21 protein-coding genes are annotated in these 20,230 nt (G+C 69.9%); 12 read left to right on the top strand and 9 right to left on the bottom strand.

Annotated elements, in window-relative coordinates; all coding sequences use genetic code 11:
• Positions 1–98: 98 nt before the first annotated feature.
• Positions 99–2,009 carry an AMP-binding protein gene (locus BLT43_RS11585; RefSeq protein ID WP_090112996.1) on the top strand — a complete coding sequence of 637 codons (1,911 nt, stop codon included), beginning with the start codon at positions 99–101 and terminating at the stop codon, positions 2,007–2,009.
• Between the two features lie 9 nt (positions 2,010–2,018).
• On the opposite strand, the gene BLT43_RS11580 is transcribed toward BLT43_RS11585, so the two are convergent.
• On the bottom strand, positions 2,019–2,783 hold the full coding sequence (locus BLT43_RS11580; RefSeq protein WP_090112994.1) for an NAD kinase: 765 nt from the start codon (positions 2,781–2,783) through the stop codon (positions 2,019–2,021).
• Positions 2,784–2,943: 160 nt separating this feature from the next.
• On the opposite strand from BLT43_RS11580, the gene glyA reads away from it, so the two are divergent.
• A complete protein-coding gene (gene glyA / locus BLT43_RS11575; protein ID WP_090112992.1) occupies positions 2,944–4,239 on the top strand; it encodes a serine hydroxymethyltransferase in 1,296 nt (431 codons plus the stop codon).
• A 16-nt stretch (positions 4,240–4,255) separates the two neighbouring features.
• Here the strand turns inward: glyA and BLT43_RS11570 are convergent, their stop codons facing one another.
• Positions 4,256–4,630 (bottom strand): hypothetical protein, encoded by a 375-nt coding sequence (locus BLT43_RS11570; protein ID WP_090112990.1) that lies wholly within the window; start codon positions 4,628–4,630, stop codon positions 4,256–4,258.
• 74 nt (positions 4,631–4,704) lie between these two features.
• Here BLT43_RS11570 and BLT43_RS11565 point away from each other — a divergent pair, with 74 nt between their 5' ends.
• The 3 genes from BLT43_RS11565 to BLT43_RS11555 all read left to right on the top strand — a co-directional run bounded on the left by BLT43_RS11565 (position 4,705) and on the right by BLT43_RS11555 (position 6,615).
• Positions 4,705–5,451 carry an alpha/beta fold hydrolase gene (locus BLT43_RS11565; RefSeq protein ID WP_090112988.1) on the top strand — a complete coding sequence of 249 codons (747 nt, stop codon included), beginning with the start codon at positions 4,705–4,707 and terminating at the stop codon, positions 5,449–5,451.
• A 105-nt stretch (positions 5,452–5,556) separates the two neighbouring features.
• Positions 5,557–5,766 (top strand): DUF3072 domain-containing protein, encoded by a 210-nt coding sequence (locus BLT43_RS11560; protein ID WP_090112986.1) that lies wholly within the window; start codon positions 5,557–5,559, stop codon positions 5,764–5,766.
• Positions 5,767–5,847: 81 nt separating this feature from the next.
• Complete coding sequence (locus BLT43_RS11555; protein WP_090112984.1) at positions 5,848–6,615, top strand: HTH domain-containing protein; 768 nt, start codon at positions 5,848–5,850, stop codon at positions 6,613–6,615.
• Between the two features lie 221 nt (positions 6,616–6,836).
• On the opposite strand, the gene lepA is transcribed toward BLT43_RS11555, so the two are convergent.
• Positions 6,837–8,636, bottom strand: a complete 1,800-nt coding sequence (gene lepA / locus BLT43_RS11550; RefSeq protein WP_090113098.1) for a translation elongation factor 4 — start codon at positions 8,634–8,636, stop codon at positions 6,837–6,839.
• Positions 8,637–8,843: 207 nt separating this feature from the next.
• Between lepA and BLT43_RS11545 the strand changes: the two genes are divergently transcribed.
• The 5 genes from BLT43_RS11545 (at position 8,844) to BLT43_RS11525 (ending at position 13,709) form a co-directional block, all read left to right on the top strand.
• Positions 8,844–9,143: an arginine transporter gene (locus tag BLT43_RS11545; RefSeq protein WP_090112982.1), complete on the top strand. Its 300-nt coding sequence runs from the start codon at positions 8,844–8,846 to the stop codon at positions 9,141–9,143.
• A 44-nt stretch (positions 9,144–9,187) separates the two neighbouring features.
• On the top strand, positions 9,188–10,183 hold the full coding sequence (meaB, locus tag BLT43_RS11540; protein ID WP_165612601.1) for a methylmalonyl Co-A mutase-associated GTPase MeaB: 996 nt from the start codon (positions 9,188–9,190) through the stop codon (positions 10,181–10,183).
• Between the two features lie 123 nt (positions 10,184–10,306).
• Entirely contained in the window at positions 10,307–10,594 is a 288-nt protein-coding gene (rpmB, locus tag BLT43_RS11535) for a 50S ribosomal protein L28 (protein ID WP_090112978.1), read from the top strand.
• A 136-nt stretch (positions 10,595–10,730) separates the two neighbouring features.
• On the top strand, positions 10,731–13,142 hold the full coding sequence (gene hrpB / locus BLT43_RS11530) for an ATP-dependent helicase HrpB (RefSeq protein ID WP_090112976.1): 2,412 nt from the start codon (positions 10,731–10,733) through the stop codon (positions 13,140–13,142).
• Positions 13,143–13,238: 96 nt separating this feature from the next.
• The gene (locus BLT43_RS11525; RefSeq protein ID WP_242652281.1) at positions 13,239–13,709 is read left to right on the top strand and encodes an NUDIX hydrolase; all 471 of its coding nucleotides are present in this window, start codon (positions 13,239–13,241) and stop codon (positions 13,707–13,709) included.
• A gap of 65 nt (positions 13,710–13,774) precedes the next feature.
• Here BLT43_RS11525 and BLT43_RS11520 read toward each other — a convergent pair whose 3' ends face one another.
• From BLT43_RS11520 to BLT43_RS11505, 4 genes are all read right to left on the bottom strand, one after another.
• Positions 13,775–14,296 (bottom strand): GNAT family N-acetyltransferase, encoded by a 522-nt coding sequence (locus BLT43_RS11520; RefSeq protein WP_131802642.1) that lies wholly within the window; start codon positions 14,294–14,296, stop codon positions 13,775–13,777.
• Positions 14,281–15,207 (bottom strand): ornithine carbamoyltransferase, encoded by a 927-nt coding sequence (gene argF, locus BLT43_RS11515; RefSeq protein ID WP_090112973.1) that lies wholly within the window; start codon positions 15,205–15,207, stop codon positions 14,281–14,283. The genes BLT43_RS11520 and argF overlap by 16 nt, the downstream gene beginning before the upstream one ends.
• 76 nt (positions 15,208–15,283) lie before the next feature.
• Positions 15,284–15,781 (bottom strand): GNAT family N-acetyltransferase, encoded by a 498-nt coding sequence (locus BLT43_RS11510; protein WP_090112970.1) that lies wholly within the window; start codon positions 15,779–15,781, stop codon positions 15,284–15,286.
• Positions 15,771–16,955: an aspartate aminotransferase family protein gene (locus BLT43_RS11505; RefSeq protein WP_090112969.1), complete on the bottom strand. Its 1,185-nt coding sequence runs from the start codon at positions 16,953–16,955 to the stop codon at positions 15,771–15,773. Before BLT43_RS11505 ends, BLT43_RS11510 begins: the two co-directional genes overlap by 11 nt.
• A 253-nt stretch (positions 16,956–17,208) precedes the next feature.
• On the opposite strand from BLT43_RS11505, the gene BLT43_RS11500 reads away from it, so the two are divergent.
• On the top strand, positions 17,209–18,141 hold the full coding sequence (locus BLT43_RS11500; protein ID WP_090112967.1) for an ATP-binding cassette domain-containing protein: 933 nt from the start codon (positions 17,209–17,211) through the stop codon (positions 18,139–18,141).
• Positions 18,138–18,929 carry an ABC transporter permease gene (locus tag BLT43_RS11495; RefSeq protein WP_090112964.1) on the top strand — a complete coding sequence of 264 codons (792 nt, stop codon included), beginning with the start codon at positions 18,138–18,140 and terminating at the stop codon, positions 18,927–18,929. Before BLT43_RS11500 ends, BLT43_RS11495 begins: the two co-directional genes overlap by 4 nt.
• Here BLT43_RS11495 and BLT43_RS11490 read toward each other — a convergent pair.
• Together BLT43_RS11490 and BLT43_RS11485 are read right to left on the bottom strand one after the other, a co-directional pair.
• Positions 18,914–19,375, bottom strand: a complete 462-nt coding sequence (locus BLT43_RS11490; protein ID WP_090112962.1) for a GNAT family N-acetyltransferase — start codon at positions 19,373–19,375, stop codon at positions 18,914–18,916. The genes BLT43_RS11495 and BLT43_RS11490 overlap by 16 nt on opposite strands.
• Positions 19,372–20,175 carry an ABC transporter permease gene (locus tag BLT43_RS11485; RefSeq protein WP_090112960.1) on the bottom strand — a complete coding sequence of 268 codons (804 nt, stop codon included), beginning with the start codon at positions 20,173–20,175 and terminating at the stop codon, positions 19,372–19,374. The genes BLT43_RS11490 and BLT43_RS11485 overlap by 4 nt, the downstream gene beginning before the upstream one ends.
• Positions 20,176–20,230 lie beyond the last annotated feature (55 nt).

The raw sequence follows: 20,230 nt of genomic DNA, 5'->3' as shown, positions 1-20,230 counted from the left end.
ACGGGGGCGGTCCGCCGCCCCCTACCCCTTCCGCAGCCGCATCGCGCTTGCCCGAAGGCCTTGCCGGGGCGTAGGATTCCGTCCCGAGGAGGACGGACATGACCTACGCGGAGACCTACGAGGCGTGGCGCCGGGACCCCGAGGGGTTCTGGATGCAGGCCGCCAAGGCGATCGACTGGCACCGGGCGCCGACCCGCGCGCTCAGCTCCGAGAAGGCGCCGCTCTACGAGTGGTTCCCGGACGGGATGGTCAATGGCTGCCACAACGCCGTCGACCGGCACGTGGCCGCGGGCCGCGCCCATGACGTGGCGATCATCCATGACAGCCCGGTCACCGAAAGCCGCACCGAGATCACCTATGGCGAGCTTCTGGGCCGGGTGGCGCGGCTGGCCGGCGCGCTCAAGGCGCGCGGCGTGACCAAGGGCGACCGTGTCGTCATCTACATGCCGATGATCCCCGAGGCGCTGGAGGCGATGCTGGCCTGCGCCCGGATCGGCGCGATCCACTCGGTGGTGTTCGGCGGCTTCGCGGCGCGCGAGCTGGCGGTGCGGATCGACGACTGCAAGCCCAAGGCGATCCTCGCGGGCTCCTGCGGCATCGAGCCGAACCGCGTCGTGGCCTACAAGCCGCTGCTGGACCAGGCGCTGCGCGAGGCCGAGCACAGCCCCGAGTTCTGCGTCATCCTGCAGCGCCCGCAGGCCATGGCCGGCATCGAGCACGGCCGCGACTTCGAGTGGCACGACTTCCAGGAGGAGGCCGAGCCGGCCGACTGCGTGCCGGTCGAGGCGAACCACCCCGCCTACATCCTCTACACCTCCGGCACGACCGGGAAGCCCAAGGGCGTGGTGCGCCCGACCGGCGGGCATCTCGTGGCGCTGCACTGGAGCATGCGCAACATCTACGGCGTCGCGCCGGGCGAGGTGTTCTGGGCGGCCTCCGATGTCGGCTGGGTCGTGGGCCACAGCTACATCTGCTACGCGCCGCTGGTGCACGGCAACACCACCGTGGTGTTCGAGGGCAAGCCCGTGGGCACGCCCGACGCCGCCTCTTTCTGGCGCGCCATCGCCCGCAACAAGGTCTCGGCCTTCTTCACCGCGCCGACGGCGCTGCGCGCCATCAAGCGCGAGGATCCCTCGGGCCGGCTCGCCGGCGAGCACGACCTGTCGCGGCTGCGCGCGATCTACCTTGCCGGCGAGCGCGCCGACCCCGACACCGTGGCCTGGGCGCGCGAGGTGGCGCGGGTGCCGGTCTACGACCACTGGTGGCAGACCGAGACCGGCTGGACGATCTGCGGCAACCCGGCGGGGATCGAGGCGCTGCCGGTCGGCGACGGCTCGGCCGGCGTGCCGATGCCGGGCTACGACCTGCGCATCCTCGACGGGTCGGGCCACGAGAAGCCGCGCGGCGAGCTGGGCCGCGTCGCGCTGAAACTGCCGCTGCCGCCGGGCACGCTTTCGGGGCTGTGGCACGACGAGGCGCGCTTCCGCCGCAGCTATCTCGAGAGCTTCCCGGGCTACTACGAGACTGGCGATGCCGGGCTCGTGGCCGAGAGCGGCCATGTCTCGATCCTCGCGCGCACCGACGACGTGATCAACGTCGCCGGGCACCGGCTCTCGACCGGCACGATGGAGGAGGTGCTGGCCGAGCATCCGGACGTCGCCGAATGCGCGGTGATCGGCGTCGCCGACCCGCTCAAGGGCCAGATCCCCATGGGCTTTCTGTGCCTCAACCGCACCTGCGCCCGCCCCGCCTCCGAGATCGCCGCCGAGGCGGTCGACCTCGTGCGCGAGAAGGTCGGGCCTGTGGCCGCCTTCAAGCTCGCCGTGGTGGTCGAGCGGCTGCCCAAGACGCGCTCGGGCAAGATCCTGCGCGCCACCATGGCGCAGCTGGCCGACGGGGCCGAGGTCAAGGTGCCCGCGACGATCGACGACCCGGCGATTCTCGAGGAGCTGCGCGACGCGCTGGTGCCGCTCGGCTATGGCGGCGCGCCGGCGGCGAAGACCGCCTGAGCCTTCGGCTCAGGCGAACTGTTCACGGATCAGCCGTTCGTCGAGCCCGTGGCCAGGGTCGAACAGGATCCGGTGCCCGACCCGCGGCTCGGAATGGATCTCGACCCAGGCCACGTCGCGCACCACCCGGCTGTCGGCATCGGCCATCACCGGCCGCTTGGCCGGGTCGTGCACCTCGAAGCGCACCCGCGCCTGCGTCGGCAGCAGCGCGCCGCGCCAGCGCCGCGGCCGGAAGGGCGCGATCGCGGTCAGCGCCAGCACGTCCGCCCCGATCGGCAGGATCGGCCCGTAGGCGGAATAGTTGTAGGCGGTCGAGCCCGCCGGCGTCGCCACCAGCGCCCCGTCGCAGACCAGCTCCTCGAGCCGCACCCGCTCGTCGATGATCACCTTGAGCTTGGCGGCCTGCGGCCCGGCCCGCAGCAGGCTGACCTCGTTGATCGCCAGCGCCCGGTGCTGCGTGCCATCGACCGTCTCGGCCAGCATGGCGAGCGGGTTGAGAATCGCCTCCTCGGCGGCGGCGAGCCGCGCCGGCAGCTCGTCCTCGGAAAAGGCGTTCATCAGGAAGCCGACCGTGCCGCGATTCATGCCGTAGACCGGGATGTCGCAGGCCTCGGTGGCGTGCAGCGTCTGCAGCATGAAGCCGTCGCCGCCCAGCGCCACGACCACCTCCGCCTCCTCGATCGGGTAATGGCCGTAACGCTGCGCGAGGCGGGCGCAGGTCTCCTGCGCGATCCCTGCCTCGCTGGCCAGGAAGGCGATGCGTTCTCGTGCCAAATCCGGTCCCCCGCTCCGTGCCCCGAATTTCTCGGTCAGCGCGGCGCGAAACGCAACCCGCGCGGCGCGACCGGTTGCCCCGGCGTCGGTTTCGGGGCTTTTGGGCCCCTGCCCCCTGCGGTAAGAGAGCGGCGACGCAACCCCGTACGAGGTGTCCGAGATGAATGCCCCCACCCGCGACGACGGCTTCTTCACCGAGAAGCTCGCCACCCGCGATCCCGAACTCGCGCAGGCGATCACCGACGAGCTGGGCCGCCAGCGCCACGAGATCGAGCTGATCGCCAGCGAGAACATCGTCTCGGCCGCGGTGCTCGAGGCGCAGGGTTCGGTGCTGACCAACAAGTATGCCGAGGGCTATCCGGGCCGGCGCTACTACGGCGGCTGCCAGTTCGTCGACGTGGCCGAGAACCTCGCCATCGACCGCGCCAAGCAGCTCTTCGGCTGCGGCTTCGCCAACGTGCAGCCGAACTCGGGCAGCCAGGCCAACCAGGGCGTGTTCCAGGCGCTCCTGCAGCCCGGCGACACCATCCTCGGCATGAGCCTCGACGCGGGCGGCCACCTGACCCACGGCGCCAAGCCCAACCAGTCGGGCAAGTGGTTCAACGCGGTGCAGTACGGCGTGCGCCAGCAGGACCAGCAGATCGACTACGACCGGATCCAGGAGCTCGCGACCGAGCACCAGCCGAAGATGATCATCGCCGGCGGCTCGGCCATCCCGCGGATCATCGACTTCGCGCGCATGCGCGAGATCGCCGACAGCGTCGGGGCCTACCTGCTCGTCGACATGGCCCACTTCGCCGGGCTGGTCGCGGCGGGCATCTACCCCTCGCCCTTCCCGCACGCCCATGTCGCCACCACCACCACGCACAAGACGCTGCGCGGTCCGCGCGGCGGCATGATCCTCACCGATGACGAGGCGATCGCCAAGAAGTGCAACTCGGCCATCTTCCCGGGCATCCAGGGCGGGCCGCTGATGCATGTCATCGCCGGCAAGGCCGCGGCCTTCGGCGAGGCGCTGAAGCCCGAGTTCAAGACCTACCAGCAGCAGGTCGTGAAGAACGCCCAGGCACTGGCCGACCAGCTGATGAAGGGCGGGCTCGACATCGTGACGGGCGGCACCGACAGCCACCTGATGCTCGTGGACCTGCGGCCCAAGGGCGTGAAGGGCAACGCCACCGAGGACGCGCTGGGCCGGGCCCACATCACCTGCAACAAGAACGGCATCCCGTTCGATCCGGAGAAGCCGGCGGTGACCTCCGGCATCCGGCTCGGCTCGCCCGCGGGCACGACGCGCGGCTTCGGCGAGGCCGAGTTCCGCCAGATCGCCGACTGGATCGTCGAGGTGGTGGACGGGCTCGCCAAGAACGGGCCCGAGGGCAACGCCGAGGTCGAGGAGAAGGTGCGCGGTGAGGTCGAGGAGCTCTGCCAGCGCTTCCCGCTCTACCCGAACCTCTGAGGCGAAGGGCGCGGGGTCAGGCGATCCCGCGCCACAACAGGCCCGCGATCAGCGCGGCCAAGAGGATCGACGCCGCCTGACGGGCGCGCCGCATCCAGACCGCCCGGCGCAGCGCGTGGCGCAGCGCCTCGGGCTCCTCGGCCATCAGCCAGCTCTGCACCGTGACATAGGCGGTCTCGACCCGTTCGAGATCGATCGCCTCGGCGCGTTCGGGCAGGCGCGACACCGTCTCGGCGGCGGCGAGGAAACGGGCGCGGGCGAGGATCTCGGGCGGCAGCACCGGTGCGGCACGGTCGAGCCGCGCGGCGAGGTCGCGGCCCCCCACCCCGGCGCGATCGTCCAGAAGACGGGAAATCTCGCGCGCCCAGCCATTTATCGTCGTGCGGTTCATATCTCTTGGTAGCGCCGCGCGCGCCCCGGCTCAATGGGCTGGCGTCCGCCACGGCACGCGCTACAACCCCAACCATGCTGAACACCATCCTCACCGGAGAGCCCTCCGACCGCCCGCCCCTGCTGATCGTCCACGGCCTGTTCGGCTCGGCCCGCAACTGGGGCGTCATCGCGCGCCGTCTCGGGCAGGACCGGCAGGTGATCTCCGTCGACATGCGCAACCACGGCGACAGCCACTGGACCGAGACGCATGACTATCACGGCATGGCCGAGGATCTGGCCGAGGTGCTGGAGCATCACGGCTGCGCCGACGTGCTGGGCCATTCCATGGGCGGCAAGGCGTCGATGGTGCTGGCGCTGACCCGGCCGGAACTCGTGCGCCGCCTCGTCGTGGCCGACATCGCGCCGGTGGCTTACGGGCACGACCAGATCGACAACATCCGCAAGATGAAGCAGGTCGACCTCGAGGCCATCGCCAGCCGCTCCGACGCGACCGAGATGATGGGCGATCTCGAGGCCGCGACGGCGGCGTTCTTCCTGCAGTCGCTCGACCTGCAGGAAAAGCGCTGGAAGCTGAACCTCGACGTGCTCGAGCGCGACATGGAGACCATTCTCGGCTTTCCCGAGATCGACGGCCGCTTCGACGGCCCGGCGCTGTTCCTGTCGGGGGCGAACTCGGCCTATGTCTCCGAGGACCACCACGACCGCATCCGGGCGCTGTTTCCCGAAGCCGGATTCGAAGTGATCGAGGGCGCGGGGCACTGGCTGCACGCCGAGAAGCCGCGCGAGGTCGAGGCGGCGGTCAAGGCGTTCCTGGCCTAGGCGTCACGCGGGTCCGGCGGAGGCCTCGCGCCGGTGTGACCACCGGCGCGGGGAACCGGGCGGCGTACGGAACATTGTACGAACTCCAGACATGGAGGACGCGACATGACCGACGACCCGAAGAGCCACCCGCAGGGCAACGCCGAGAAGGACCCGGAGAACTGGGTCACCGGCGACGAGCCGATGACCGGCGCGCAGGCGAGCTATCTCAAGACGCTGTGCGAGGAGGCCGGAGAAGAGTTCGACGACGGGCTGACCAAGGCCGAAGCCAGCGAGCGGATCGACGCGCTGCAGGAGAAGAGTGGGCGGGGGTAGATCTTGCAGGAATTACAACTTTGACTTGCAGTAAATAGACCCATCGTGCAGTCTTGCCATAGAATATTCAGGAAAAGTTTCATGGCAAAGAGAAATTCAAACTGGGAGTCCTCTATTATAGAGGTACTGAGAGCTGCCGATGAACCAATGCATTTTGCCGAAATTGCCGAGGTGATCGCAAAGAACAAGATGCGGCGGAGCCTAGGCGCAACACCAGCAAATACTGTTGCCTCCACAATTAGCAGGTCTATCAATAACGGAAACGACACGTTCCTAAAAACTGAACGAGGTTACTACACCCTTCGAGAGAAGCTATACAAAGAAAGCAATCAAAAACCGGAGACCGAAGAAAGCGCTGCTGGGATCGTGACTTCTATTGGAATGTATTGGCGTGCAACCGAGGTGGACTGGAAGCGCGCTCCCAAATTAATGGGAAAGCAGCAAGAAGACTCCGATCCTATAGACTTTTGCGATCAAGTTGGCATCTACTTACTTCATGATCGAGGACGTGTAATTTATGTTGGTCGCTCGATAGATCGCCCACTTGGCCAAAGGTTGTATGAACACACTCGCGACCGACTCAATGGACGCTGGGAAAGATTTTCGTGGTTTGGATTAAAAGAAGTCGATGCTCACGGGAAGCTGAAGGGTTCCGCCCCCAGCTTTGAAATGGAAAAAGTTGTCGCCGCTTTTGAGGCTATACTTATCGAATCTCTGGAGCCCCCGCAAAACAGAAAGAGAGGAGATCATTTTAAAGCGGTCGAGTACATCCAGGCTCCATCACCACGCAATAATAACGCGATGAAGCAAGAGCTGATCCAGCAGTTGATTAAGCAAATGGAGATGTGATTACCTGTCCACCTTCAGCGCAGAGATAGACGCTTCCTGCAGAACATCGACCCTCCTGAACCGACCGACCTTATTCTTGCCCGCCCCTTGCTTATCCTAGAACTTGCGCTCGCAGGACACGTCGCCGCCATAGCATTTGGCTGTCACAACTGTGCGCCCAAAGTAAACCCCCGGCCGTGGGAGCCGGAGGTTTCGACGGGTTTCCAGAACGGATCGGCTGTTCACCCATCCATCTTCAACGCGGAGATGAACGCCTCCTGCGGGATGTCCACCTTGCCGAACTGGCGCATCTTCTTCTTGCCCGCCTTCTGCTTGTCCAAGAGCTTGCGCTTGCGGGTCGCGTCGCCGCCGTAGCACTTGGCCGTCACGTCCTTGCGCATCGCCGACAGCGTCTCGCGGGCGATCACCTTGCCGCCGATCGCGGCCTGGATCGGGATCTTGAACATGTGGCGGGGGATCAGCTCCTTGAGCTTCTCCACCATCGCCCGGCCGCGGCTCTCGGCGCGGTCGCGGTGCACCATGATCGACAGCGCGTCGACCGGCTCGTCGTTCACGAGGATCTGCATCTTCACCAGGTTGTCCTGCCGGTAGCCGGTGATCTGGTAATCGAAGCTGGCATAGCCCTTGGTGACCGATTTCAGACGGTCGTAGAAGTCGAACACCACCTCGTTGAGCGGCAGGTCGTAGACCACCAGCGGCCGCGAGCCGGCATAGGTCAGCTCCTCCTGGATGCCGCGGCGGTCCTGGCAGAGCTTGAGCACGTCGCCCAGATAGTCGTCCGGCACCATGATCGTCGCCTTGATGCGCGGCTCCTCGATGTGGTCGACATGGGTGAGGTCGGGCATGTCGGCGGGGTTGTGCAGCTCGTGCATCGTGCCGTCGCGCATGTGGACGTGGTAGACCACCGACGGCGCGGTGGTGATCAGGTCGATGCCGTATTCCCGCTCGATCCGGTCGCGGATCACCTCGAGATGCAGAAGGCCGAGGAAGCCGCAGCGGAAGCCGAAGCCCAGCGCCGCCGAGGTCTCCATCTCGGAGGAGAAGGACGCGTCGTTCAGCGCCAGCTTCTCGATGGCGTTGCGCAGGTCCTCGAACTCGGCGCTGTCGACCGGGAAGAGGCCGCAGAACACCACCGGCACGGAGGGCGCGAAGCCCGGCAGCGGCTTTTCGGCGCCCTTCTTCTCATGGGTGATGGTGTCGCCGACCTTGGTGTCGCGCACCTGCTTGATCGAGGCGGTGAGAAAGCCGATCTCGCCCGGCCCCAGCTCGTCCACGGGAAGCATGCCGGGCTTGAACACGCCGATCCGGTCGACCTGGTGCACCGTGTCGTTCTGCATGAACTTGACCCGGTCGCCCTTCTTCAGCACGCCGTCCATGATCCGCACCAGAACGACCACGCCGAGATAGAGGTCGTACCACGAGTCGACCAGCATCGCCTTCAGCGGCGCCTCGCGGTCGCCCTTGGGCGCGGGCAGGCGGTGAACGATCGCCTCGAGCGTCTCGCGGATGCCGACGCCGGTCTTGGCCGAGACCAGCATCGCCTCGGAGGCGTCGATGCCGATCACGTCCTCGATCTGCTCCTTCACGCGGTCGGGCTCGGAGGCCGGCAGGTCGATCTTGTTCAGCACCGGCACGATCTCGTGGTCGGCGTCGATGGCGTGGTAGACGTTGGCGAGCGTCTGCGCCTCGACCCCTTGGGTCGAATCGACCACCAGGAGCGACCCCTCGACCGCGCGCATCGAGCGCGAGACCTCGTAGGAGAAGTCGACATGGCCGGGCGTGTCGATCAGGTTCAGCACGTAGGACTCGCCGTTCAGCGCCTTGTAGTCGATGCGGACGGTCTGCGCCTTGATGGTGATGCCGCGCTCGCGCTCGATATCCATGCTGTCCAAGAGCTGCGCCTTCATCTCGCGGTCCTGCACCGTGCCCGTCGACTGGATCAGCCGGTCGGCGAGGGTGGATTTGCCGTGGTCGATATGGGCCACGATGGAGAAGTTGCGGATGTGCGAAAGCTCGGTCATGGCCCGCATATGCAGGGCTTCGGGCATCCGGTCAATGGGGCGCGAGGGCACGGCGGAGGGGGCTTGCGGGCTCACGCCGATGTGAAGGTGCGAAGCCGTACCCCGCCTCTCACGAATTGCGGAGCGGCCATGGCTCGGGCATGATGACCGGCGGTAGAGCAGGATCGAGAATCCCGGGCGAACCGGGGCGATCACGGGGATACGGGCATGCGCATCATCATCGGTATCATGGCGCTCGCGGCGCTGGCGGCCTGCGGCGGCGGCCGGCCCTCGGGGCCGATCAGCAAGGCCTGCATGTCGAGCGGGCGCTCGGCGGCGAACATCAATCTGTGTTCCTGCGTGCAGGGCGTGGCGGACCAGTCGCTGAGCTGGGGCGAACAGCGCCGGGCGGCGAAGTTTTTCGACGACCCGCAGCGGGCGCAGGACACGCGGCAGGAAAACGGCTCGGAGGCGTTCTGGAAGCGCTATCGCAGCTTCGCCGACCGCGCCGAAGCGATCTGCCGCTGAGGCTGGACAGCGCGCGCGCGCCCCGCGACAAGGGGCGCATGAGCATCGAGATCGAGGATCTGGCGGCCCGCATCGCGGCCGGGGAACGGCGCGCGCTGAGCCGCGGCATCACGCTGGTCGAGAGCACGCGCCCCGACCACCGCGCCGCGGCCGAGGCGCTTCTCGACCGGCTGGCCGACCCCGACCGCCCCGGCGCGCTGCGGGTGGGGCTGTCGGGCACGCCCGGCGTCGGCAAGTCGAGCTTCACCGAGACGCTGGGCCTGCGGCTGGTCGAGGGCGGGCAGAAGGTGGCCGTCCTCGCGGTCGACCCGTCCTCGGCGCGCTCGGGCGGCTCGATCCTCGGCGACAAGACGCGGATGGAGCGGCTGAGCCGCGAACGCGCCGCCTTCATCCGCCCCACCCCCGCCGCGCGGCACTTGGGCGGCGTCGCGCGCCGCAGCCGCGAGGCGCTTCTGCTGTGCGAGGCGGCGGGCTTCGACGTGGTGCTGGTCGAGACGGTGGGCGTGGGCCAGTCCGAAACGCTGGTCTCGCGCATGACCGACATCTTCCTGCTGCTGCTCGCGCCTGCCGGCGGCGACGAGCTGCAGGGCGTCAAGCGCGGCATCATGGAGATCGCCGACCTGATCCTCGTCAACAAGGCGGACGGCGATCTGGCGGCCGAGGCGCGGCGCACCCAGGCCGACTATGCCGGCGCGCTGCGGCTCCTGCGCAAGCGGGAGATCGACCCCGACGACTTTCCCATGGCGCGCTGCGTCTCGGCCCGCACCGGCGAAGGCGTGGCCGAGGCCTGGGCCGAGGTGGAGCGGCTGGCGGAATGGCGGCGCGAGACCGGCATCACCGCGCGGCGGCGGGCCGAACAGGCCGGGCAGTGGTTCGAGGAGGAGCTGCGCGCCGGCGTCGTCGACCTTCTGCGCGAGGATCGGGCGCTGGCCGCCCGGCTCGACCGGCTGCGCGCGGCGGCGGCCTCGGGCGAGAGCGCGCCGGCGGCGGCGGCGCGGGCGGCGCTGGAGCCGCTGCGGCAGGCATTGCGCGGCGCTTGACGCGCCAGCGGAATCCCCGTATGGCCCCCTGACCGAATTCATGGCCCGGCCCCGTTGCCGACGCCGTATCCGTGCCTCCGGGCGCGGGTGACTGCCAGGCCCCGAGACACGAAGGAAAAGACCATGTCGCGCCGTTGCGAACTGACCGGAAAAGGCCCGATGACTGGCAACAATGTCAGCCACGCCAACAACAAGACCCGCCGCCGCTTCCTGCCGAACCTGCAGGACGTGACCCTGCTGTCGGACGCGCTGGGCCGCGGCTTCAAGTTCCGCGTCTCCTCGCACGCGCTGCGCTCGGTCGATCACCGTGGCGGCCTCGACGCCTTCCTCGCCAAGGCGAAGGAAGAGGACCTGTCGCCCGCCGCGCTGAAGGTCAAGAAAGAGCTCGCCAAGGCCGCCGCCGAGGCCTGAGTTCCTTCGCGGACGCGAATCGCAGGCCCGGCCCTCACGCGAGGCGCCGGGCCTTTTCGCGTCCGCCACCCCGTTTTCCCGACGCGCCGGAGGGCGGCCCGCGCCCCCGCCCGGCCAGCCCCATGAGCCGCGCCCCATGACCCGACTGCCGATCGACGACGCCCTGCCCGAGCTGATCTCGGCCGTCGCGCGCGCGGGCCAGGCGGTGCTGCAGGCGCCGCCCGGCGCCGGCAAGACGACGCGGGTTCCGCTGGCCCTGCTCGACCGCATCCCCGGCCGCATCGTCATGCTCGAGCCGCGCCGCCTTGCCGCGCGGGCGGCGGCGCAGCGCATGGCCAAGACGCTGGGCGAGCGCGTGGGCGAGACGGTGGGTTTCCGCATCCGCGGCGAATCCAAGGTCTCGAAGGCCACGCGGATCGAGGTGGTGACCGAGGGCATCCTGACCCGGATGATCCAGTCAGACCCCGAGCTGCCGGGCGTCGGCGCCGTCATCTTCGACGAGTTCCACGAACGCTCGCTCAACGCCGATCTCGGCCTCGCGCTCTGCCTCGAGATCCGCGGCGCGCTGCGCGAGGACCTCGTGCTGATCGCCATGTCGGCGACGCTCGACGCGGGCCCCGTGGCCGAGCTGATGGGCGCGCCGGTCGTCACCTCCGAGGGCCGCAGCTTCCCGGTCGAGACACGCTGGCTCGACAGGCCGCTCGGCCCCCGCGCGCGGCTGGAGGCAGAGACGGCGGCGCTGGTCGAGCGCGCCGTGACCGAGGCCGAGGGCGGCGTTCTGGTGTTCCTGCCCGGCGAGGGCGAAATCCGGCGGGTGCAGGGGCTGCTGTCGTCGCGCCTGCCGGCCTGCGAGATCCTGCCGCTCTACGGCGCGCTGCCGCCCGCGCAGCAGGCCGCCGCGCTGGAGCCCGGCGGCGAGATTCGCCGTGTGGTGCTGGCCACCGCGATCGCCGAGACCTCGCTCACCATCCCCGACATCCGCGTCGTGGTCGATGCCGGCCGCGCCCGGCGGGCGCGCTTCGATCCGGGCTCGGGCATGTCGCGGCTGGTGACCGAGAAGGTGACCCGCGCCGAGGCCGCGCAGCGCGCGGGCCGTGCCGGCCGGGTCGCGCCGGGCGTCTGCTACCGGCTCTGGACCCGCGGCGAGGAAGGCGCGCTTTCGGCCTTCCCCGACCCCGAGATCGCCAGCGCCGACCTCGCGCCGCTGGCGCTCGAGCTGGCGCAATGGGGCTCGGACGCCCTGCCCTTCCTGACGCCGCCGCCCGGCCCGGCGCTGGCCGAGGCCAAGGCGCTCTTGCGCGATCTCGGCGCGCTCGACGGCATGGGCACGATCACGCCGCATGGCTGCCGGCTCGCGGCGCTGCCGCTGCATCCGCGTCTGGGCCACATGCTGGAGGTGGCGGGCGCGCAGGCGGCGCCGCTCGCCGCGCTGATGGGCGAGCGCGACCCGCTGCGCGGCGCGGGCAGCGATCTCGGGCTGCGGCTGCGCGCCGCGAAAGGCGCGCGCGACCTGCCCGCCGCGCCCGACATGGGCGTGCTGGCGCGGGTGCGCGACGAGGCGAAGCGGCTGGCAAGAGGCCGCGCCGACGGCCCGGCGCTCTCGGTCGGCGCGATGGCGGCGCTGGCCTATCCCGACCGGATCGGGCTGCGCCGCCCCGGCGACGACCCGCGCTGGCTGCTCTCCGGCGGCAAGGGGGCGATGATGGAGGCCTCGGACCCGCTGGCGGGCGCGCGGCTGATCGTGGCGACGGATCTTTCGGGCGACGCAACCGAGGCGAAGATCCGGCAGGCGGCGCGGATCGAGGAGACCGAGCTGCGCGAGCTCTTCGCCGACCGGATCGAGGAGGTCTCCGTCTGCGAATGGTCGAAGCGCGAGGGCCGCGTCACGGCGCGGCTGCAGGAGCGGCTCGGCGCCATCGCGCTGTCGGACCGGATCTGGCGCGAGGCGCCCGACGAAGCGGTGGCGCGCGCCATGCTCGAGGGCGTGCGCCAGCTCGGGCTGCGCCCCTCGCCCGCCGCGCAACGCTTCCGCGCCCGGGTAATGCTGCTGCGCGACGGCGGCGCCGAGCTGCCGGACCTCTCGGACGAGGCGCTGATGGCGACGCTGGAGGGCTGGCTCCTGCCCTTCCTCGGCAGGACCCGCAGCGCGTACGACTGGAAGGGCTTCGACCTGCTCGGGCCTTGGCGGGCGATGCTCGACTGGAACCAGACGCAGCTTCTCGACCGCGAGGCGCCGCCGGCCTTCACCACGCCGCTCGGGCGGCAGGTGCCGATCGACTACGACAGCCAGCCGCCTGAGATCGCGCTGCGGCTGCAGGAGCTGTTCGGCGTGACCCGGCACCCGACGGTGGGCGGCACGGCGCTGAAGCTGACGCTTCTGTCGCCCGCCGGGCGGCCGGTGCAGGTGACCGACGACCTGCCGGGCTTCTGGGCCAGCTCCTATGCCGACGTGCGCAAGGACATGCGCGGCCGCTACCCGCGCCACCCCTGGCCCGAGGACCCGACCGAGGCCGCGCCGACCCTGCGCGCCAAGCCCCGCGGCCAATAAGTCACGCTAGGGCAACTTGTGTTGCATTGCGTGGATTGGTCAGTTTGACTTACCTGTGTCATGCGTTATGTTGCGTGTCACAAAAACAAGAACACCATGGTTGACGAGGCAGACGAGATGAGCCCCAAGGACATGCTGGACGACCGGCCCGGCCGCTACATTTCGCATGTCCATCGTCAGCTTGCGGCGCTATGCCACCGCAAGAACGAGAAGGGCAAGCGCGAGGTGCTGCTGGTCACCTCCTCGACCGGGCGATGGATCCTGCCCAAGGGCTGGCCGATGGAGGGCAAGACCGACCGCGAGGCCGCGCTGATCGAGGCCTGGGAAGAGGCCGGCGTGCGCGAGGGTAAGGTCAAGCGCAAGCCGATCGGCACCTTCGTCTCGGTCAAGCTCTCCGATCACGGCGACGAGGAGATCTGCGTCACCCGCGTGTTCGAGGTGAAGGCCAAGCTGGTGCTCGACGACTATCCCGAGCGCAAGCGCCGCGACCGGCGCTGGGTCAGCGCCAAGGCGGCGGCGCGGCTGGTCACCGAGGACGGGCTGCGCGAGATCCTGCGCGACCTCTGAGGCGATTGCGGCGGAGTGTAAGAACGGCGTTTCCGCCGGTCGCGTCGCTCGCCCGCCGCCTCCCGTCACACCGCCCGCGCGTAGTGCGTGACCGTCAGCGGGGCGCCGTGCAGCTCCACCTCCGGCAGATTCCGCCCCGTCGGCGCAAAGCCGTTGGCCCGCAGCACCCGCTCGGAGGCCGGGTTGCCCTTGGCCACGCGGGCCTCGAGCCGCGACAGCCCGAGGCCGGGCGCGGCCTGCACCATCGCGCCCAGCGCCGCGCGGGCAAGACCCCGCCCCGCCTGCGCCGCCCCGACCCGGTAGCCGACCTGCGCCGTGCCGCCCTCGATGCCGGTCAGGTTGATGCGGCCGAGAATCTCGTCCGCCGCGCCGCGGATCAGGAACAGCCGTTGGCTCCCGGCCTCCGGGCCTTCGAGCAGGTCGCGCAGGATCTCGTCCAGCGCGTCCGCATCGAAATGCGCCTCGGGGCGCGGCGGCACGCTTTGCTCGAACCAGTCGCGGTTCGCCGCCTCGAAGGCCGCGAGCGGCGCGGCATCCGCGACCGCCAGCGGCACGAGGCGGAAGGCCGGCATCATACGCCGAGGCACCAGCGCATCACCGCCTTCTGCGCGTGCAGCCGGTTCTCGGCCTCGTCGAAGATCACCGAATGCGGCCCGTCCATCACCTCGCTCGTCGCCTCGTCGTCGCGATGCGCGGGCAGGCAGTGCATGAAGAGCGCGTCGGGCTTGGCCCGGCCCATCAGCTCGGAATTGACCTGGTAGCCGCGCAGCTGGTTGTGGCGCCGCTCCTTCGCGGATTGCGGGTCGTGCATCGACACCCAGGTGTCGGTGACGACGAGGTCGGCCCCCTCGACCGCCTGCATCGGGTCGCGCACGATCTCGACCCGGCCGCCGGCGTCGCGCACCGCATCGAGGATCTCGGGGTCGGGGTCGAGCGGCTTGGGCCCGGTGAACACAAGGTCGAAGCCGAACCGGGCGCTGGCATGGGCGAAGCTCGCGAAGACGTTGTTGCCGTCGCCCGACCAGACCACCTTGCGGCCCCGGATCGGGCCGCGATGCTCCTCGAAGGTCATGATGTCGGCCATGATCTGGCAGGGATGGGTGCGGTTGGTCAGGCCGTTGATCACCGGCACGGTGGCGTTCTCGGCCATCTCGATCAGCGTCTGCTCCTCGAAGGTGCGGATCATGATCAGGTCGACATAGCGCGACAGCACGCGGGCGGTGTCGGCGATGGTCTCGCCATGGCCGAGCTGCATGTCGGCGCCCGACAGCACCATGGTCTCGCCGCCCATCTGCCGCACGCCGACATCGAAGCTCACCCGCGTGCGGGTCGAGGGCTTCTCGAAGATCAGCGCCACCATCCGGCCATCGAGCGGCATCTCGTCGTCGGCCTTGCCCTTCGGGCGGCCGTTGCGGGCGTCCTTCATGGCGCGGGCATGGTCGATCATCGACCTGAGATCGTCGGTGGCGGTGGGCAGGATGTCGAGGAAGTGGTTCATGTCGGGTCTTTCTGTCTGGTCGGGTGCGGGGGCCGCGCCCCGGCTGCGATCGTGATCGGGGGAAGGACGCCGCGCCTCAGTCGCGCTCCAGCGTCATCAGGCGGACCGGCGTGCCGTCCTCGGAGGTGCGGGTGCCGACGCTTCGGAAGCCGGCGCGGCGATAGGCGGCGATGGCGCGCTGGTTGTCGGTGGCCGGGTCGACCGCCACCAGCGGCGCCCCGGCCTCGAGCAGCTCACGCGCCCGGGCGCGGATGAAGCCCGCGCCATGGCCCTGCCCGAGATAGGCCGGATCGCCGAGGAAGCTGTCCATGCCGCGCGCCCCGCGCGGCAGGTCGGCGTAATGCGGCATGTCGTAGGCATGCGCCTCGTAGTCCTGGGTATAGGCGAAGGGGTGACCGCCGATCTCGACGATCCGCATGTCGATCGGCCGCCCCTCGCGCCAGTCCTCCTCGATCAGCGCCCACTCGGTTTCGGCGTCGCCCCACCAGCCGGCGATGTGCGGCTGCGCGAGCCAGTGCTCGAACAGCGCCCGGTCCGCGAGGACCAGCGGCCGGAAGCGGTACTCAGGCGGCATCGGCCCGCACCCGGCCCGCGGCGGCGTCGAGCCGCGCCAGCGCCGCGTCGATCTCGGCCTCGCCGATGTTGAGCGGCGGCAGCAGCCGCACCACGTTGTCGGCGGCCGGCACCGTCAGCACGCCCTCGGCATAACCCGCCTGCACGAAGCCCGCGGGCGCGTCCTTGCACTTGAGACCCAGCATCAGCCCGGCGCCGCGCACCTCCTCGAACAGCTCGGGATGCCGCGCGACGAGGCTTTCGAGCCCTTGGCGCAGCCGCCCGGCCCGGGCGCGCACCGTCTCGAGGAAGGCGTCGTCGCCGACGATCTCCATCACCTTGGCGCCGACCGCGCAGGCCAGCGGGTTGCCGCCATAGGTCGAGCCATGCGTGCCGGCGGTCATCGCCGCGCCGGCGGCCTCGGTCGCCAGCACCGCGCCCAGCGGGAAGCCGCCGCCGATGCCCTTGGCGACCATCATGATGTCGGGGCGCACGCCGGCCCATTCATGCGCGAAGAGCTTGCCGGTCCGGCCCATGCCGCACTGCACCTCGTCGAAGATCAGCAGCGCGCCGGTCTCGTCGCAGAGGTCGCGCAGTCCCTTCAGGCAGTGGTCGGGCACCGGGCGGATGCCGCCCTCGCCCTGCACCGGCTCGATCAGGATGGCGGCGACGTCCGGTTGCGCCGCGGCCTCGCGCAGGGCCTCGTGGTCGCCCCAGGCGAGCTGCTGGAAGCCCGGCAGCAGCGGGCCGAAACCCTTGGTCATCTTCTCGGTGCCGACCGCCGCGATCGCGGCCGAGGAGCGGCCGTGGAAGGCGCCCGCGAAGGTCAGGATGCGCGTGCGCTCGGGCTGGTCCTTCTCGTGCCAGTACCGGCGCGCCATCTTCACCGCGAGTTCCATCGCCTCGGTGCCGGAATTGGTGAAGAAGCAGGTGTCGGCGAAGGTCTTCTCGACCAGCGCGTCGGCCAGCCGCTGCTGTGCCGGGATGCGGTAGAGGTTGGAGACGTGCCAGACCGCCTGCGCCTGCTCGGTCAGCGCCGCGACGAGATCGGGGTTGGCATGGCCCAGCGCGTTGACCGCGATGCCCGCCCCGAGATCGAGGTATCGCCGCCCGTCCTCCGCCTCCAGCCAGCTGCCCTCGCCCTTCACGAAGGCCAGGGGCGCGCGGTTGTAGGTCGGCAGGATCGAGGGGATCATGGCAATGGTCCTGTGGCGGAGGCCCCGTTGATGCCGCTGCGGCAGGGGCGAGTCAATTGTCGCGGAAGGAAATGACGCGTGGCAAGCCCCGCGCGAAACGATCGTTTCAGCGTCGGCGTCGGAGACCGGTCTTGGCGAAGCCCTGCGTCATGCGCGCGACGTTAGGCGAGGAACGCGGCGGCGGAAAGAGGAAATCCGACCCCGCCGCCGCGCCGCGTGCTAGGCTGCGCGCGAACCGCATACGGGGGACGGGATGCAGGACGATCTGGCGATCCGCGCGCGCGGGCTCGCGCGCAGCTTCGGCGGGCTGAGGGCGGTGGACGGCGTCGATCTCGACGTGCCGCGCGGCATGATCTTCGCCATCCTCGGCCCGAACGGCGCGGGCAAGACCACGCTGTTGCGGATGCTCGCGACGCTTCTGCGCCCCGATGACGGCGAGGCGACGGTGCTGGGCCACGACCTTTCGCGTCACCCCGACAGGGTGCGCGGCGCGATCGCCATGACCGGGCAGTTCGCCTCGCTCGACGAGGATCTGACGGGGCGCGAGAACCTCGTCATGCTGGCCCGGCTCTGGGGCTTTTCGTGGCGCGCGGCGCGTGTACGGGCGGCCGAGCTGCTCGAGGCCTTCGACCTCTCGGACGCGGCGAAGCGGCAGGTGAAGGACTACTCGGGCGGGATGCGGCGCAGGCTCGACATCGCCGCCTCGCTGGTGGTGACGCCGGGCGTGCTGTTTCTCGACGAGCCGACCACCGGGCTCGACCCGACCGCGCGGGCCGGCGTCTGGCGGCTGATCCGCGGCCTCGCGGCCGAGGGCGTGACGATCCTGCTCACCACCCAGTATCTCGAGGAGGCCGACCAGCTGGCGGGCCGCATCGCGGTGATCGACCACGGCCGCAAGATCGCCGAGGGCACCAGCCGCGAACTCAAGGCGCAGACCGGCTCCGGCATGCTGCACGTCACCCCGGCCGAGGCCGCGCAGCGCGATCACGCGCTGGCGCTGATGGGCGAGCAGGCCCAGCCCGATCCGGAGGGCGCGCGGCTCTCGGTGCCGGTGGCCGACGACGCGGAGGCGGCGGCGCATCTGGCGCGGCTGTCGGAGGCGGGCATCCGGCTGTCGGAGTTCTCGCTCGGCGCGCCGAGCCTCGACGAGGTGTTCTTCGCCCTGACGGGCCGGGAGGCGGCATGAGCATCCCCCTGCCCCGCGGCCCCCGCCCCGCCGCGCCCTCGGCGCTGTCGAACGCCGTCACCTTCGCCTGGCGCGCGGTGCTGAAGTTCCGCCACGTGCCCGAACAGATGTTCGACCTCGTGATGACGCCGATCATGTTCACGCTGCTCTTCACCTTCATCTTCGGCGGCGCGCTGGCGGGCTCGTCGCTGGCCTACCTGCAGTGGTTCATCCCCGGCATCCTAGTGCAGACCACGGTGTTCAACACCGTCTATTCCGGCATGGGGCTTTCGACCGATCTCTCCAAGGGGCTGTTCGACCGCTTCCGGTCGTTGCCGATCTGGCCGCTCGCGCCCTTCGCGGGGCTGATGGTGGGCGACATGCTGCGCCACACCATCGCGGGCGCGATCATCCTCGGCATCGGGCTGGGCCTCGGCTACCGGCCGGAGGCCGGGGCGGCGGGCATTTTCGCCTCGTGGCTCTTGCTGCTGGCGGTGGGCTTCGGCTGGGGCTGGATCTTCATCGTGCTGGGGCTGGTGGTGCGCACGCCGATGACGGTGATGACGCTGGGCTTCGCGGTGCTGTTCCCGGTCACCTTCGCCTCGAACATCATGGTCGACCCGGTCACCATGCCCGACTGGCTCCGCGCCTTCGTCGAGGTGAACCCGATCTCGACCATGACCACGGCGATGCGCTCGCTGATGGCGGGCACCGCGACGCTGGGCGAGATCGGCCTCGCGCTCCTGTCGCCCGCCCTGCTGACGCTGGCGCTGGCGCCGCTGGTGCTCTGGCTCTACCGCAGGAACTGACGCTCCCAGCGCAGCCGGTCGGGGCGGGCCTGCGGCACCGGCCGGAACTGGTTGCGCTCGAGCACCCGGATCGAGGCGGCGTTGCCGGGGTCGGTCTCGGCGATCAGCGCCGAGAGCCCGCGCTCGGCGGCCAGATCGCAGAACGCCGCCACCGCCCGCCCCGCCAGCCCGCGCCCGCGCTGCTCGGGCGAGATCGCGTAGCCGAACTCGGCCCGGTCCTCGGCGTCGGCGGGCTTCGGCACGACGAAGCCCACCAGCAGCTTCTGCTCGACGATCAGGCAGGCGCCCCAGCCCTGCCGGGCGCGCAGATCCTCGCAGCGCCGCGCCAGCAGCATCGCCACCGGCACCGTCACCAGCCCCGGCTCGGGCAGGAACAGCCCCTGCGGCGGCAGCCCGACCGCCAGCCGCTCGAAGTCGGCGGGAACGGCGGCGCGCAGCAGGCTCACGGCTTGAGCCGGTAGCCGCGCTCGAGCCAGGCCCAGGCGAAGCCGAGGATCGCCGCGCAGGAGACCAGCATCACCGCGAGGCCAAGGAAGGGCGAGCCGTCCGAGACGCCGATCATGCCGTAGCGCGCGCCGTCGATCAGGTAGAAGAACGGGTTCACCCGGCTCAGCACCTGCATGAACTCGGGCAGCGCCTCGATCGAGTAGAAGGTGCCCGACAGGAAGGCCAGCGGCGTGACGAGAAAGTTGGTGATCGCGGCGAGCTGGTCGAACTTCTGCGCGTAGATCCCGGCGATGAGGCCCAGCGCCCCCATGAAGACCGAGCCCAGGAGCCAGAAGGTCACGGCCCAGAGCGGATGCGCGAGACCGACGCCAAGGAAGATCCAGACGCCGATGGCGATCACCACCGCGACGATCAGGCCGCGCGCCACCGAGCCCGCGACATAGCCCGCCAGCACCTCGGCCGAGGACAAGGGCGCCATCAGCGTGTCGACGATGTTGCCCTGAACCTTCGCCGAGGCGAGCGAGGACGAGGTGTTGGCGAAGGCCTGCTGGATCACCGTCATCATCAGGAGGCCCGGCGCGAGGAAATGCAGGAACTCCACCCCCATCACGTCGCCGCGGCGCGGGCCGATGGCGATGGTGAAGATCAAGAGGAACAGCGCGGCGTTGATCAGCGGCGCCATCACCGTCTGCGCCCAGACGTTGAGGAAGCGCCGGATCTCGCGGATCGCCAGCGTCGTCGTTCCCAATCTGTTGAAGCGTCCGAAGCGGCGGATGCCGTGGTCGGTGTCGATGCTCATATATATGCGCCTCCTGGGCCCGGGTTGTAGCCGCGAGAGCCGGCGTGGCAAGCCC

It is taken from the genome of Limimaricola pyoseonensis, assembly GCF_900102015.1.
GTDB lineage: Bacteria > Pseudomonadota > Alphaproteobacteria > Rhodobacterales > Rhodobacteraceae > Limimaricola > Limimaricola pyoseonensis.
The sequence above is the reverse complement of the archived record's forward strand: the minus strand, read 5'-3'. Positions and strand labels throughout refer to the sequence as shown.